The sequence below is a fragment of the Porphyrobacter sp. ULC335 genome, assembly GCF_025917005.1.
Classification (GTDB): domain Bacteria; phylum Pseudomonadota; class Alphaproteobacteria; order Sphingomonadales; family Sphingomonadaceae; genus Erythrobacter.
In genome coordinates, this window is sequence record NZ_CP078091.1 from 410,578 (window position 1) to 424,061 (window position 13,484).

At 64.1% G+C, this 13,484-nt stretch carries 14 protein-coding genes; 4 read left to right on the forward strand and 10 right to left on the reverse strand.

What is annotated here, in order from left to right:
* Positions 1-19 precede the first annotated feature (19 nt).
* The 7 genes from KVF90_RS01915 to KVF90_RS17365 form a co-directional block, all read right to left on the reverse strand.
* The gene (locus KVF90_RS01915; RefSeq protein ID WP_264393167.1) at positions 20-1,576 is read right to left on the reverse strand and encodes a spinster family MFS transporter; all 1,557 of its coding nucleotides are present in this window, start codon (positions 1,574-1,576) and stop codon (positions 20-22) included.
* Positions 1,577-1,626: 50 nt separating this feature from the next.
* Positions 1,627-2,325 (reverse strand): 7-cyano-7-deazaguanine synthase QueC, encoded by a 699-nt coding sequence (gene queC / locus KVF90_RS01920; RefSeq protein WP_264393168.1) that lies wholly within the window; start codon positions 2,323-2,325, stop codon positions 1,627-1,629.
* A 47-nt stretch (positions 2,326-2,372) separates the two neighbouring features.
* Positions 2,373-2,792, reverse strand: a complete 420-nt coding sequence (locus KVF90_RS01925) for a DUF3617 domain-containing protein (protein WP_264393169.1) — start codon at positions 2,790-2,792, stop codon at positions 2,373-2,375.
* An 85-nt stretch (positions 2,793-2,877) separates the two neighbouring features.
* The gene (locus tag KVF90_RS01930; RefSeq protein ID WP_264393170.1) at positions 2,878-3,777 is read right to left on the reverse strand and encodes an Hsp33 family molecular chaperone HslO; all 900 of its coding nucleotides are present in this window, start codon (positions 3,775-3,777) and stop codon (positions 2,878-2,880) included.
* Positions 3,778-3,831: 54 nt separating this feature from the next.
* Positions 3,832-4,794, reverse strand: a complete 963-nt coding sequence (argF, locus tag KVF90_RS01935; RefSeq protein WP_264393171.1) for an ornithine carbamoyltransferase — start codon at positions 4,792-4,794, stop codon at positions 3,832-3,834.
* Positions 4,791-5,990, reverse strand: coding sequence for an aspartate aminotransferase family protein (locus KVF90_RS01940; RefSeq protein WP_264393172.1), 1,200 nt, complete (start codon positions 5,988-5,990; stop codon positions 4,791-4,793). Before KVF90_RS01940 ends, argF begins: the two co-directional genes overlap by 4 nt.
* 132 nt (positions 5,991-6,122) lie before the next feature.
* The gene (locus tag KVF90_RS17365; protein ID WP_319641045.1) at positions 6,123-6,899 is read right to left on the reverse strand and encodes a cold-shock protein; all 777 of its coding nucleotides are present in this window, start codon (positions 6,897-6,899) and stop codon (positions 6,123-6,125) included.
* A 259-nt stretch (positions 6,900-7,158) separates the two neighbouring features.
* Between KVF90_RS17365 and KVF90_RS01955 the strand changes: the two genes are divergently transcribed.
* Genes KVF90_RS01955 through KVF90_RS01970 form a run of 4 tightly spaced genes read left to right on the forward strand, consistent with a single transcriptional unit; the run spans position 7,159 to position 10,601 of the window.
* Entirely contained in the window at positions 7,159-7,590 is a 432-nt protein-coding gene (locus KVF90_RS01955) for a TIGR01244 family sulfur transferase (protein WP_264393173.1), read from the forward strand.
* Between the two features lie 13 nt (positions 7,591-7,603).
* Positions 7,604-8,032: a hypothetical protein gene (locus KVF90_RS01960; RefSeq protein ID WP_264393174.1), complete on the forward strand. Its 429-nt coding sequence runs from the start codon at positions 7,604-7,606 to the stop codon at positions 8,030-8,032.
* Positions 8,025-8,987, forward strand: a complete 963-nt coding sequence (locus KVF90_RS01965; RefSeq protein ID WP_264393175.1) for a sterol desaturase family protein — start codon at positions 8,025-8,027, stop codon at positions 8,985-8,987. Before KVF90_RS01960 ends, KVF90_RS01965 begins: the two co-directional genes overlap by 8 nt.
* Positions 8,988-9,011: 24 nt before the next feature.
* Positions 9,012-10,601, forward strand: a complete 1,590-nt coding sequence (locus KVF90_RS01970; RefSeq protein ID WP_264393176.1) for a GMC family oxidoreductase — start codon at positions 9,012-9,014, stop codon at positions 10,599-10,601.
* A 332-nt stretch (positions 10,602-10,933) separates the two neighbouring features.
* On the opposite strand, the gene KVF90_RS01975 is transcribed toward KVF90_RS01970, so the two are convergent.
* The 3 genes from KVF90_RS01975 to KVF90_RS01985 all read right to left on the reverse strand — a co-directional run bounded on the left by KVF90_RS01975 (position 10,934) and on the right by KVF90_RS01985 (position 13,467).
* The gene (locus KVF90_RS01975; protein WP_264393177.1) at positions 10,934-12,367 is read right to left on the reverse strand and encodes an ammonium transporter; all 1,434 of its coding nucleotides are present in this window, start codon (positions 12,365-12,367) and stop codon (positions 10,934-10,936) included.
* Positions 12,368-12,380: 13 nt separating this feature from the next.
* Positions 12,381-12,719: a P-II family nitrogen regulator gene (locus KVF90_RS01980; protein WP_264393178.1), complete on the reverse strand. Its 339-nt coding sequence runs from the start codon at positions 12,717-12,719 to the stop codon at positions 12,381-12,383.
* Positions 12,720-12,897: 178 nt separating this feature from the next.
* On the reverse strand, positions 12,898-13,467 hold the full coding sequence (locus KVF90_RS01985) for a pyridoxamine 5'-phosphate oxidase family protein (protein WP_264393179.1): 570 nt from the start codon (positions 13,465-13,467) through the stop codon (positions 12,898-12,900).
* Between the last annotated feature and the right edge of the window lie 17 nt (positions 13,468-13,484).

Below are 13,484 nucleotides of genomic sequence, written 5' to 3' on the forward strand. Positions count from 1 at the left end.
TCACCCTAAGCAGTCAGCGTCATCTGCTTTCCGCCGCCTGCGCGCGCTGGGCGATTGTCGCCTCCGCCTCGGGCAAGGTGCGATAGGCATAGATCAGCAGCGCCAACGAGATGGGCGCAACGCCGATCAGCGACAGCACCCCGATTCGCATGCTTCCGCTCAGTTCCGAAATCTGGCCCACCATGTATGGCCCGATCGCCAAACCGACGAGCGTCGTCGCAAGGAAGAACGAGGCGGTCGCAGTCCCGCGCATTCGGGGCAGCACAAGATCCTGCGTGGTCGCCGCTGCAGCCCCCAAGGCGGTTGCGGCAAACAGACCCGCAAGGAAGTTCATGACATAGAACACTGTGGGATTCTCGGTCGTGAAACCGACCCAGATGGGGATCACCGGCGCAATAATCCCGAACATCACCACAAGGATGCGCCCTGACGGATTGCGACCACGCAGCCAGTCTGACATCCGCCCGCCGAGGATTACACCGAGGAAGCCCGACAGCGCACCGCTTCCGCCGAGGACAAAAGCCAGCTCGCTTTTCGGCAACTTCAGCACGGTTTCTGCGTAGGGCGCCGACCAGAACGCCAGCGCGTAGGCGCCCAGCGACACCAGCCCATAGCCCAGCGCGGTGCAGATGAAGGCGGGCGTACCCCAGATCAGGCTGAAGGTGGCGGGATCGTGCCTCCGCAACGTCGCGGCCCACGAGAACACGGCGTAGTAGCCGAAAGCCATCGCTGACCATTGCGGCAAATTGCCGGTCAGGCGGATCATGACCAACGCCAGCCCGATCATCATCGCTGCCATCGCCAGATTGATGAAAGCCGCCATCGGCCCACGCCGCATCGCGTGATAGAACGTGAAGGGCGGCAACAGCATCGACAGGTCGACGAAGAAATCGTGCAGCGGATGGCGCGCACTGGCTTTCTCGTCCGGCTGGCGCTCTGGTTCGCGCAGCGACGCCACCCACAGCGCGACAATCAGGCCTGGCAGGCCGACCGCAAGGAAAGCCGCTTGCCAACCGACCAACCCGCCCATGCCGCCACCCGGATAGGCCGCGTCCCACACCTGCGAGATCTTCGCACCGATAAACAGCGAAATGCCTCCCCCGAGATACAGTCCCGACGAATAGATCGCGAGCGCCGTCGCGCGCTGGCGCGAGGGGAAGTAGTCCGAGATCAGAGAATAGGCCGTCGGACTGGCGGTCGCCTCGCCCACACCCACACCCATACGCGCGAGCGAAAGGGTGAGGTAATTGCGCGCAAATCCCGACAGTGCGGTCATCGTCGACCAAAGCACCAAACCGATGGTCAGAAGACGCACGCGGTGCCAGCGGTCCGCCAACCGGCCAAGCGGCACGCCGAACAGCGCATAGAACACCGCGAAGGCGGCTCCCCCGAGAAAACCGAGCTGTCCGTCAGTGAGCGAGAGATCGCGCTTGATGTCGACGGCGAGGATCGAAAGGATCTGCCGGTCGATGAAATTCAGGATGTAGACCACAACCAGTACGCCGAGCACATACCAGCTATAGGTCGACGCGGCCTCTTCCCCGCGGCTTTCGACCGCCTTGGTGTCATCGCTCAAAGCCGATCCCCTATCCCGTTCGTTCTGATTGTCGACCGGTGCGCGGCCGATCAGGCGTGGTAGCGCGTGCTATCGGTAATCCCAGCCTCGGCAAAACCCTTTTTCCGTAAGCGACACGAATCGCACAGCCCGCAGGCAAGCCCCTCGGGCGTGGGATCGTAGCATGACCAGCTCCACGCCGGATCAAGCCCTAGACGATCGCATTCGCGGGCGATGTCTGCCTTGGTCATGTGCTGAAGCGGGGCGTGGATCGAAAACGGCGCGCCCTCGACGCCGGCCTTGGTGCCCAGCCTTGCGGTCTCTGCGAAGCTGGCGATGAATTCGGGGCGGCAATCGGGATAGCCCGAATAGTCGAGCGCATTGACCCCGATGAAAACGTCACGCGCCCCCGCCGCTTCGGCACAGGCGGTCGTCAGCGCCAGAAAAACGAGATTGCGCGCCGGTACATAGGTCACAGGGATATCATCCCCCACCCCGCCCTTGGGCACATCGATCATGTCGGTCAGAGCTGAACCGCCAAAGGCGCGCAGATCGAGCGCAATCTGCGTGTGCCGCGCAAGGCCCAACCGGCTTGCAATGCGCGCGGCTGATTCAAGCTCAAGCTTGTGGCGCTGGCCGTAATCGACCGTCAGTGCGTGGACCGCGAAGCCGGCTTCCTGCGCCAGCGCCGCCGTCACCATCGAGTCCAGCCCGCCCGAAAGCAGCACCACTGCCAGCGGCTGGGCGGGGGTATCTTCAGAACCGCTCATACCCCGGCCCTAACACCCTTGCAGGCAAAGGCAATCCGGCGGGTCGTTCAGCACGGCCCGGTACGTCGTGCCTCGGCAGTCATTTGGAACGGCATTCCATCGTGAATGCCCTGGCTCTCCAGCTGCACCAGTGCGCTCGTCTCGCGGCGAATGCTGGTCCGGCCATAGCCGTTGCCCGGGCAGGTGTACTGCACCGTGACGCGCGCCGCGCCATCCTCCACCACGAATTGGCTGCACCCGCCTTCGCGGTGCATCAGCTGGATCAGTTCAGCCCCAGACTTTACGCAGATCTTCCGATCCTTCGCCACGCCGCGTTGCTTGATCGTCCACTCGCCCTTGGCCAGCGTGCCAAGCATCGCGAGACCATTGCCCTGCGCAAGTCCCGGTGCGGCGAACCACAGCGCGGCCCCGACGGCGAGCGTCCCCAGCGCCAGCACATGCATTCGGTTGTCGGTTCGATTGGTCATTCGTGTCCTCATGCCATTTGATGGCCCCGGCGACTTGCACATAATGGCCAATTGGGCGGGATTCTCGGATTTTTTCGACGAAACGTCAGATGGCAAGCGCGAACGTCCGCGAACAGAACGCGCAATCAACCGCAATCACCCCGTCAGCGCCGCGCATCGCCTCCTGCTCGTCCGGCGGGAAGCGAGCGATGATCGTTTCGTAGTGCGCAGCACTGCACCGGCACCCGCGCGATAGCGAAGCCCCTGCATGCACGCGCACTTCCTCTTCCTCGTGGAACAGGCGCCACGCAATCCCCTCCAAGGACAGCCGGGTATCGAGCAATTCCTCATGGCTGATCGTTGCCGCGAGCACCGCGACGTGCTCCCAGTCGGGATGGTCAAGGCGGACATTCAGGCGCTCCCGACCTTCCTCGCCATCGGGCAGATGCTGGATCAGCAGGCCCGCCGCCATCCGTCCGCTTGCACCCGCGCGGCTGGCAACCCGGATCAGCGTCGGGATCTGTTCCGACTGGCTGAAATAGGCCTCGCACGCTTCGGCAAGGCTGTCCCCTTCCAGCGGCACGATCCCCTGATAGCGTTGGCGCTGTTCGGTTTCGAAAGTGATCGCGAGATAGCCGTCGCCGAATAGCGCCGCGAGACCGGGATTGGCGCCCAGGTTGGCAAGCCGCTCGGCATCGAAATCGGCATAGCCACGCACCGCGCCGCCACGATAATCGCACACCAGCAGATTGACGACCCCGCCATTGGTCTGCGCCTGCATGGTCAGCTGTGCGTTTTCACCCTTGAGCAATCCGCCCATCAGCGCGCCAAGCACCAGCACCTCGCCCAGCAAATGGGTGATCGGAGCGGGATAATCATGCGCGGCGAGCACCTCTTCAAGCACGCTGTCGAGCCGCAGAATGCGCCCGCGCGCATTGCGCCCCGGCAGGGTGAAGCCCATCAGGGCATCGGAAAAGGTCTCGGTGATGTCGGTCGTTTCAGCCATGTGGCGCCATATGGGGATCGATCGCGTCAGGCGGAAGACCCTGATCGGCGCCGCTCAGTTGCCAAGCAGGCCAAAGCTCCACAACAGCACCGATTTTTGCGCATGGATGCGGTTTTCGGCCTCGTCGAAGACCACGGACTGCGGGCCTTCGAACACATCTTCACTTACCTCCTCGCCGACATGCGCGGGGAGGCAGTGGAGGAAGATGGCGTCAGGCTTGGCGAGCGACATCAACGCGGCATTGACCTGATAGGGCGCCATTGCCGCAAGCTTTTCCTCGGCATGGGCCTGACCCATCGACACCCAGGTATCGGTCACGATCACATCCGCGCCGCGCGCTGCCGCTTGGGCATCCTGCGTCAGCGTAACGGTCGCGCCACCCGCACGGGCCAGTTCCACGAAGGCAGCCTCGGGTTCGTATCCTGCGGGCGTTGCCACGCGGACGTTGAACTTGAACAGCCCCGCCGCCTCCAGGATGGAGTGCAGGACGTTGTTCCCGTCCCCAAACCACGCGACTTCGAGCCCGGGCAACGCCTTGCCGTGCTCGATTGCCGTGAGCAGGTCGGCGACGATCTGGCACGGGTGCGTCTTGTCGGTCAGACCGTTGATGACCGGCACGGTGGCATGGCGCGCCATTTCCTCGATCTTGGCATGATCGTCGGTGCGCAGCATGATGGCATCGACCATCCGGCTGAGCACGCGCGCGGTATCGGCAATACTCTCCCCCCGCCCGAGCTGGCTTGAAGCCGAATCGAGCAACAGAACCGTGCCGCCGAGCTGGCGCATCGCGATGTCGAAGCTCACGCGGGTGCGGGTCGAGTTCTTCTCGAACACCAGCGCCAGCACGCGGCCGGCGAGCGGCGCATCGGCATCGGGCGCGCCTTTGGGCTTGCCTGCGCGCGCCGCCTTGCGGTCGATCGCGTCGTTGATCATCGCTGCAACATCATCGCCCCCGGCATCGCCGAGATCGAGGAAGTGGCGCCAGGTTGCCTGGCTTCCCCCCGTTGCCGCGGTCATGCCGCCTCGGGCACCTTGAAGCTCGCCGCACCCGCCGAAAGCTTGTCGAAGAACTCTTCGATCTCGGCGTCACCGATCACCAGCGGCGGAATGACGCGGATGGTGTTGTCACCCGCCGCGACCGTCAGCAACTGGTGATGATCGCGCAGGTGGACGTAGAAGGGGCGGCTCTCCATCTTCATCTTGAGGCCGAGCATCAGGCCCTTGCCGCGCACCAGTTCGAACAGTTCGGGATAATTGCCGATGAATTGTTCGAGCCGCGAGCGCAGGCGCTCACCCTTTTCGGCGACCGATGCGAGAAATTCGTCATTGGCGACAGCTTCCATCACTGCCGTGCCCGCAGCCATGGCCAGCGGGTTGCCGCCATAGGTGGAGCCATGCGTGCCGAAGGTCATCCCGCGCGCCGCCTTTTCAGTGGCAATGCAGGCGCCGAGCGGGAAGCCGCCGCCAATGCCCTTGGCGGTTGCCATGATGTCCGGCTCGATCCCGTAATGCTCGTAGGCGTAAAGCTTGCCGGTGCGCGCGACACCGCACTGCACCTCGTCGAGGATCAGCATCAACCCGTGCTCGTCACACAGCGCGCGCAGACCGGTCATGAACTCCTGCGATGCGGGACGAATGCCGCCCTCGCCCTGGATCGGCTCGACCAGAATGCCCGCGGTCTTGGGCCCGATCAGCGCCTTGACCGCTTCCAGATCATCGAAGGGCGCATACTTGAAGCCTTCGAGCAGCGGCGCGAAGCCGTGATGCATCTTGGTCTGGTTGGACGCGCTGATGGTCGCCATGGTGCGGCCGTGGAAGGCGTTGTGGAAGGTGATGATCTCGAACCGGCTGGCATCACCATCGTCACCGGCATTCTGGTGATAGGCGCGCGCGGTCTTGATCGCGCATTCGCAGGCTTCCGCACCGGAATTGGTGAAGAACACCGTATCGCCAAAGGTCGTATCGACCAGCATCTGCGCCAACCGCTCGCCCTGCGGGCTGCCGTAGAGGTTCGACACGTGCATCAAGGTCGCTGCCTGCTGCTGGATCGCGCCGATCAGCCCTTCATGCGAATGGCCGAGCAGATTGACCGCAATGCCGCTCGCGAAATCGAGATAGCGGGTGCCGTCCTCGTCGATCAGATGGCAGTGCTCGCCGCGCACCGGCCGGACACCGCTACGCGGATAGACGGGCATGAGCGGGGTGATCGACATCGGCAACATCCTGAATTGAAGAAACGTAAGGGGGCGAAACGCAAATGGCGGCCCCGAACCAGAGCCGCCATCCGCATTCCGTTAATCTTCCGCTGGTCCCGCGTCAAACCGCGGGGGGCGGTTTCGGCCGGGTCAGCCTTCGATCGGTGCCAGATTGACGGCGGAATGCTTTCCGCGTCGATCGACTTCGAGATCGAATTCATAGCGCTCGCCTTCGTTAAGGGCGGAAAGCCCCGAACGCTCGACCGCGCTGATGTGCACAAAGGCATCCGGCTGCCCATCATCGCGGACGAGGAAGCCGAAGCCCTTCATCGCGTTGAAGAACTTGACCGTGCCCTTGGCGCGCTCACCGGTCAGTTCGCGACTGGGAGCGGCAGGCTTGGCTGCCACTGCAATCACATCGCCGACGACCTGAAGATCCTGCGCCGACACTTTGCCGCCGCGATCCACGAGGTTGTACTGGAGCTCCTGACCTTCGGCGAGGCCTTCAAGACCCGCACGCTCCACCGCACTGATGTGGACGAAGACATCTTCGCCGCCGCCATCCTGCTGGATGAAGCCAAAGCCCTTCTGGGTGTTGAAGAACTTCACCGTGCCCTTGCCGGTACCGACGATCTGCGCGGGCATACGGCTGAAACCGCCACCGCCTGCGCCGCCGCCGCCGCCCGGGCCACCGGGACCACGCGGGCCGCCACCGCCGCCGCCGCGCGGAGCACCGCCGCCGAAGCGGTCGCCACCGCCACCGCCTCCGCCGAAGCGATCACCGCCGCCGCCGAAGCGGTCGCCGCCGCCACCAAAATCGCGCGGAGGCGAGAAACCGTCATTCCCGCCGCCAAACGGATCGAAGCCATCTTCGCCGAAACCGTCGCGCTTGTCGCGGCCGCGCCGGCGTCCCCTATCGTAACCCATAGATTCTTACGTACCTTGTCACACTGCCCGTCCTCCGTTGCGCCGGTGACGTGGACAGTGAGCCGCACCGGACACAGACGCGCCGAGCTTGTCATCCGGAGCGCACGTGGGCGAATGTATAGCGCACAAAAGGTTGCTTTGCGAACGATTTTACCGGCCCGCCTCGGGCGCATTGGCGGCACCTCGGGGGAATGCTTGTGCGCGGTTGCGGGTTTCGGCATGACAAGGCCCGACAACACCGGGCAAAGCAGGATTGATCATGAGCGAATTTCGCCGTCTTACCGAAAATATTCTTGTAAGTCAGCAGATTACTGCCGAAGATGTAGCGGCGGCGGCCGGACTTGGCGTCAACCTGATCGTCAATAATCGCCCCGATGGCGAAGAGCCTTCCGCGCCGCAAGGCGACGAAATCGCCGCTGCCGCTGCCGCAGCGGGCATGAATTACGTGGCCATTCCGATCGGCCATTCCGGCTTCAGCGAGCCGCAGGTGGACGCGATGATTGCCGCGCTGGAGCAAGCCGAAGGGCCGATTCTCGCCTATTGCCGCTCGGGCACGCGGTCGACCCTGCTGTGGGCGCTGGCTGCTGCCAAGCAGGGCGAGAACCCGGACACGATTGCCCGAACAGCGGCGCAGGCGGGATACGACGTCAGCCCGATTCGTCCGATGATCGACATGCTGGCAGCGCGCTGAGGCGCTCTGCCGCGTGGAACTGCCGCCGCTCGTTCTCCAGACCGCCGGTTCGCTGGTCGCGATCATCGCGCTGGCGGGGCTTGCGCGGTGGATGAAGCTGGGCGGTACACAGCCCCTCGACAGCGATGAAGCCGTGCGCCGCGCCGCGGGCGAGGTAGAAGACGGCTTCGATCCCATCAAAGCTGCTCGCGCTGCAGACGGGTTGGCGGCGCTGGCACGCGACGCCACGGGGCGCATCATGCTCATCAAGCGCCACGGCAACCGCTTTGTCGGGCGAATACTCGGCCCCGGCGCCCGGGCGCGCCTGTGGAAGGACCTCGGCAAGGCGGCGCTCGAGGTCGATTGCGGCGAGGCTCGATTTGGCAAGGTGTTTCTCGACATCACCGAACCCGAAGCTTGGGCTGACGCGATCAATCGGGTAAGCGGAACGCACCATGCCTGACTTCAAACCCATCGACTATGCTGTGCCGCTGTTCGTGGTCGCTGTGCTGGCCGAGATGATCTGGGCGAAGCTGCGCGCCCCCGAAGCCTACGAGCCGAAGGACACTCTGGTCAGCCTGGCCTTCGGGCTGGGTTCGACCGTAGCGGGCGCGCTGCTCGGCGGATTTGCGCTGACGCTGTTTATCAAGACCTATGACTACCGGATCTTCGATTTCGGCCCCGAATGGTGGGCGGTGTGGTGGGCCTGGCCCGTGTGCTTCATTCTCGACGATCTCAAATATTACTGGGTCCATCGCGCCGGGCACCGCATCCGCTGGATGTGGGCGAGCCACGTGAACCACCACTCCAGCCAGCATTACAACCTCTCCACCGCCTTGCGGCAGACGTGGACCGGGATGTTCACCTTCGGCTTCCTGTTCGCGGTGCCGCTGGTGCTGCTCGGTTTCCACCCGGCGATGATCGCGATCTGCGGCGGGTTCAATCTCATCTACCAGTTCTGGATTCACACCGAGGCGATCAAGCGGATGCCCGCCTGGTTCGAGTCGGTGATGAACACCCCCAGCCATCACCGCGTCCACCACGCCACCAACCCACGCTATCTCGACACAAACTACGCGGGTGTGTTCATCGTCTGGGACCGGATGTTCGGCACCTTCGAGCCCGAGGTCGATGACGAGCTGATCCGTTACGGGATCGTCAAGCAGCTCGGCAGCTTCAACCTGTTATGGTCGGTGTTCCACGAATGGATCGGGATGATCTCGGACATCTGGCGCGCGCCTTGGAAGCACAAGCTGTCTTACCTGCTGCGCGAACCCGGCTGGAGCCATGACGGCAGCCGCGATACCAGCGACATGATCCGCAGCCGGTGGCAATCGCGCGTCGGCAACGGCGTTGCACCTTCTGCAACTTCAGTGGCGGATCGAAACCGGATTGCAGAGGGCCGCGAAGCTTTCTAGTCTCCTCCGCCAAAGGGAGAGATCATGGAAAGTTTCGACTACATCGTCATTGGCGGTGGCAGTGCCGGTAGCGCGGTTGCCGGGCGGCTCGCAGTGGATGGCACGCGGCGGGTCTGCCTGCTCGAAGCCGGCGGCCACAACAACAACGTCTGGATCAAGACACCGGGCTTCATGCCCTTCATCCCGCAAAAGTCGAACTACCGCTACGATACGGTCCCGCAGAAGGGCTTGAACGGCCGCACCGGGTATCAGCCGCGCGGTCGCGGGCTCGGCGGCTCATCGGCGATCAACGCGATGGTCTATATCCGCGGCAACCGCTGGGATTACGACAACTGGGCCGCGCAAGGCTGCGACGGTTGGGCCTATGACGACGTGCTCCCCTACTTCAAGCGCGCCGAAGCGAACGAGCGCGGCGGTGACGATTATCACGGACACGGCGGCCCGCTGTTTGTGGAGGACCAGAAGCACGCCAACCCGGCGAGCCACGCTTTTGTCGAGGCGGCAGCCGCGCTCCAACTGCGCACCAACAGCGATTTCAACGGCGAGCGGCAAGATGGCTTCGGCCTCTATCAGGTGACCCAGCGCAAGGGCGAACGCTGGTCTGCGGCCCGCGCCTATGTCGAACCGATCCGCGACGCCGGCAACTTCACCGTGCGCACCGATACGCTGGTCGAGAAGCTCGTGATCGAAGCCGGGCGCGTTACCGGTGTCCAGATCCGGCGCGGCGGCAAGTCCGAGACGCTGCTGGCCCGCCGCGGTGTGGTGCTGAGCGCAGGCGCGTTCAACTCCCCGCAAATCCTGATGCTTTCGGGCATCGGTCCGGCGGAGCACCTGAAGGCGCAAGGCATCGACGTGCTGCTCGATCGCGCAGACGTCGGCGGCAATCTTCAGGATCACATCGACTATGTCTCCGGTTGGGAGACGGAAAGCGATGTGCCGATCGGCAGTACGCTCAAAGGCACCCTGCGCATGGCCGCCGCGATAGTCGAACACCGCCGCAAGCGGACGGGGGTGATGACCACGTGCTATGCCGAAGCGGGCGGCTTCTGGACGGTGATGCCCGATGCTCCCGCCCCCGATGTTCAGTGGCACTTTGTGCCCGCCGTGCTCGAAGATCACGGGCGAGAGAAGGTGAAGGCGCACGGCTTCTCGCTCCACGCCTGTGTGCTGCGGCCAGAGAGCCGGGGCACGGTGCGCCTGGGCAGCGCCGATCCGGCGGCGGCACCGGTGATTGATCCCAACTTCCTTGATGACGATCGCGATATGGCGATCTTGCGCGCGGGCGTGCGCCTGTCGCACCGTATTGCCGAAGCCCCGCCGATGCAGGCCTTCGGTCCGAAGGATCGCCACCCGGTCGACCTGAATGACGACGCGGCGCTCGACGCACTGATCCGCAACCGTTCGGACTCGGTCTATCACCCCGTCGGCACCTGCCGCATGGGATCGGACGCGGACGCGGTGGTCGATCCGACGCTGAAGCTGAACGGGCTTGAAGGCCTGTGGGTGGCAGATGCCAGCATCATGCCGAAGCTGGTCAGCGGCAACACCAACGCGCCGAGCATCATGATCGGCGAAAGGTGCGCCGACTTCGTCATGGCGGCGGAAAGAGGCTAAACACACCCCTGAATGCAAAGCGCTGATCCGGCCCGCCGAAGGACGGGCCGCAAGGGCGACCGCCCGCCCGCAGGCGCTCGCGCGGCACGCGCGAAACAGCGCCGAGGACGACCCCGCGGAGGCGGGGTCGCACACAAACAGCAAACAAAAAAAGGCCGGAGCGCTTTCGCGACTCCGGCCATGTTCAGTTTGTTCGTTCGCAGGAGGAACAAGGTGAGGCGGGGGGAGGGGAGAGGGAGAGAGAGGCCTCCCCCCGCCAAGCTGGTGATTCTTTGTTGGTCGCATCGCGAAGGGCAAAAACCGGTGCCCACTTTTTGCGCGATGCTCCCGGCTTAGTTGTAGGCGCGCTCCCCGTGTTCGGAGATGTCGAGGCCGTTGGTTTCGGCTTCGGCGTCCGGGCGCAGGCCCAGAGTGTACTTGAGGATCAGGAACAGCGCGGCCGAGACAACGCCGGTCCACACGATGGTGGTCCCCACGGCCCAGCACTGGGTGATGACCTGCCCGACCATGTCGAACTCGCCAGCCACAGCCACCGGAGCGGTGTAGTCGATCCAGCCCTGACCGCCGAGCGCGGGGTCAGCGACGATGCCGGTGCCGATCGCGCCGACAATCCCGCCCACGGCATGGATGCCGAACACGTCGAGGCTGTCGTCGTAGTTCAGCTTGTTCTTCACCGTGGTGACGAAGAAGTAGCAGACCACCGAAGCCACAGCGCCGAGGATGATCGCGGTGCCGGGGTGGGCAAAGCCCGCCGCCGGGGTGATCGCCACAAGGCCAGCCACCACACCCGAGACCGCGCCAAGCAGCGAGGGCTTCTTGTGGGTGATCTGTTCGATGATCGCCCAAGCCGCACCTGCTGCCGCGGTGGCAACGAAGGTGTTGATGAAGGCGAGAGCGGCGAAGGCATTGGATTCGAGCGCCGAGCCGGCGTTGAACCCGAACCAGCCGATCCACAGCAGGCTGGCGCCGATCATGGTCATCACCAGGTTGTGCGGGGGCATGGGCTCTTTCTTGTAGCCGATGCGCGGGCCGATGATGAGGCAGCCGATCAGTCCAGCAATCCCGGCGTTGATGTGCACCACGGTGCCGCCGGCGAAGTCGAGCGCGCCCCAGCCCCACAGCAGACCCATGTCGGTCGGCGCGGTGTGCAGGAAGTCCGGGCCAGCCCAGTACCACACCATGTGCGCGATCGGGAAATAGGCGAGCGTCATCCACGCGACCACGAAGAGGATCAGCGAGGTGAACTTCACACGCTCGGCAAAGGCTCCGACGATCAGCGCCGGCGTGATGCAGGCGAAGGTCATCTGGAACATCACGAAGACCAGCTCGGGCAGGTAAACCCCGTTCGAGAAGGTGGCGGCCAGCGAGGAGACCGAAACGCCCTTGAGGAACGCCTTGTCGAGCCCGCCGAACAGCGCCGGGAACGGCGTTCCGGTGGAGGTGAAGGCCATCGAGTAGCCCCAGCCGAACCATACCAGTGCAGCAACGCAGACGATGGTGAGCACCTGCATCAGCACGCTCAGCATGTTCTTGGCGCGCACCAGGCCGCCGTAGAACAATGCGAGTGCGGGGACGCTCATCATCAGGACCAGCGCGGTCGAGACCATCATCCAGGCGACGTCGCCCTTGTTGACCATTTCGGCGGTGGGCGTGAACGCGGCGGGTGCCGCGGCGGCTGCGTCTGCCACAGGCGCAGCGAAAGCCGGCGCCGCCAGCATGACCGCCCCGGTCGCCAGCATCGCGGTTTTGGAGAGAATGCGCTTCATTGAATGGGTCCCCTTACAGCGCGGTTTCGCCGGACTCGCCGGTACGGATGCGGGTGGCAGACGCGAGATCGAGTACGAAGATCTTGCCGTCGCCGATCGCCCCGGTGTTGGCGGTCTGCTGGATGGTTTCGACCACCTGCGCGGCGATATCGTCGCTGGCAGCGATCTCGAGCTTCACCTTGGGAAGCATGTTGGTGGAGTATTCCGCACCGCGGTAGATTTCGGTCTGGCCCTTCTGGCGACCAAAGCCCTTGACCTCGGTCACGGTCAGACCGGCGATGCCGATACCGCTCAACGCCTCACGAACGGTGTCGAGCTTGAACGGCTTGATGATGGCGATGATGAACTTCATCTGTGGCCCCTGTTGCACCGGACATTCCGGCCAACTCAGTCACAGCAACAAGCGTGCCATATTTGTGTAATGGTACTGACGCAGCGGAATCAGCGCGTTTCTTCGCACCTGCGGAAGAATGCCTGCCTATAATTTAATCACGTGATTAACGGTTAGGCAATTTTTGGCGCAGGGCAGCTCATTCGCCCGCAATGTAGCGATCCGTCGTGCGGGTCGGCAGGCCATCAATGCTGCGGGTGCGCTTGGCCATCTTGGTGATCCAGGCGTCAGGATCGGACTGGCCATGCGCCTTCTTCAGCGTCTCGCGCTCGCCCTCCAGCGTCATGAAGGGCACGCCCCAGCCGCAGGAGGACTGCACGCTCTCCACCGCAATGTCGAAGATCTGGCGCGTTCCCGGCAGCAGCGTGAAGTGGCTTGCGAGGCCCTCCCATTCAGCGTCCTGCGGCAAAACCGCCCGCCCCCGCCCGTACATCCTGAGGATCAGCGCGGGCTGCTGGAAGTTGCAGAACATCAGCGTAATCCGGCCCGCATCGGCCTGTTCAGCGGCGAGATGCGCGTGGGTCTCATTCCCTGACCCGCCGAGATCAAGGTAGGCGACCCGCGTCGGCGACAGCACCCGAAAGGCGTCATACCCTTTGGGGCTGAGGTTGATCCGCCCCTCTGCCGCCGCAGTTGCCACGAAGAACACCGGCTGGGCGGCGATCATGGCGATGTGCTTTTCGTTCAATGCCTCGAAAAAATCCGCCATCACTACCCGCCCTTGGT

What these genes read in the sequence shown, in the direction of transcription:
- queC (WP_264393168.1), bottom strand. Translation starts at nt 2,325, where the DNA reads ATGAGCGGTTCTGAAGATACCCCCGCCCAGCCGCTGGCAGTGGTGCTG.
- KVF90_RS01925 (WP_264393169.1), bottom strand. Translation starts at nt 2,792, where the DNA reads ATGACCAATCGAACCGACAACCGAATGCATGTGCTGGCGCTGGGGACG.
- KVF90_RS01930 (WP_264393170.1), bottom strand. Translation starts at nt 3,777, where the DNA reads ATGGCTGAAACGACCGACATCACCGAGACCTTTTCCGATGCCCTGATG.
- argF (WP_264393171.1), bottom strand. Translation starts at nt 4,794, where the DNA reads ATGACCGCGGCAACGGGGGGAAGCCAGGCAACCTGGCGCCACTTCCTC.
- KVF90_RS01940 (WP_264393172.1), bottom strand. Translation starts at nt 5,990, where the DNA reads ATGTCGATCACCCCGCTCATGCCCGTCTATCCGCGTAGCGGTGTCCGG.
- KVF90_RS17365 (WP_319641045.1), bottom strand. Translation starts at nt 6,899, where the DNA reads ATGGGTTACGATAGGGGACGCCGGCGCGGCCGCGACAAGCGCGACGGT.
- KVF90_RS01955 (WP_264393173.1), top strand. Translation starts at nt 7,159, where the DNA reads ATGAGCGAATTTCGCCGTCTTACCGAAAATATTCTTGTAAGTCAGCAG.
- KVF90_RS01965 (WP_264393175.1), top strand. Translation starts at nt 8,025, where the DNA reads ATGCCTGACTTCAAACCCATCGACTATGCTGTGCCGCTGTTCGTGGTC.
- KVF90_RS01970 (WP_264393176.1), top strand. Translation starts at nt 9,012, where the DNA reads ATGGAAAGTTTCGACTACATCGTCATTGGCGGTGGCAGTGCCGGTAGC.
- KVF90_RS01975 (WP_264393177.1), bottom strand. Translation starts at nt 12,367, where the DNA reads ATGAAGCGCATTCTCTCCAAAACCGCGATGCTGGCGACCGGGGCGGTC.
- KVF90_RS01980 (WP_264393178.1), bottom strand. Translation starts at nt 12,719, where the DNA reads ATGAAGTTCATCATCGCCATCATCAAGCCGTTCAAGCTCGACACCGTT.
- KVF90_RS01985 (WP_264393179.1), bottom strand. Translation starts at nt 13,467, where the DNA reads ATGGCGGATTTTTTCGAGGCATTGAACGAAAAGCACATCGCCATGATC.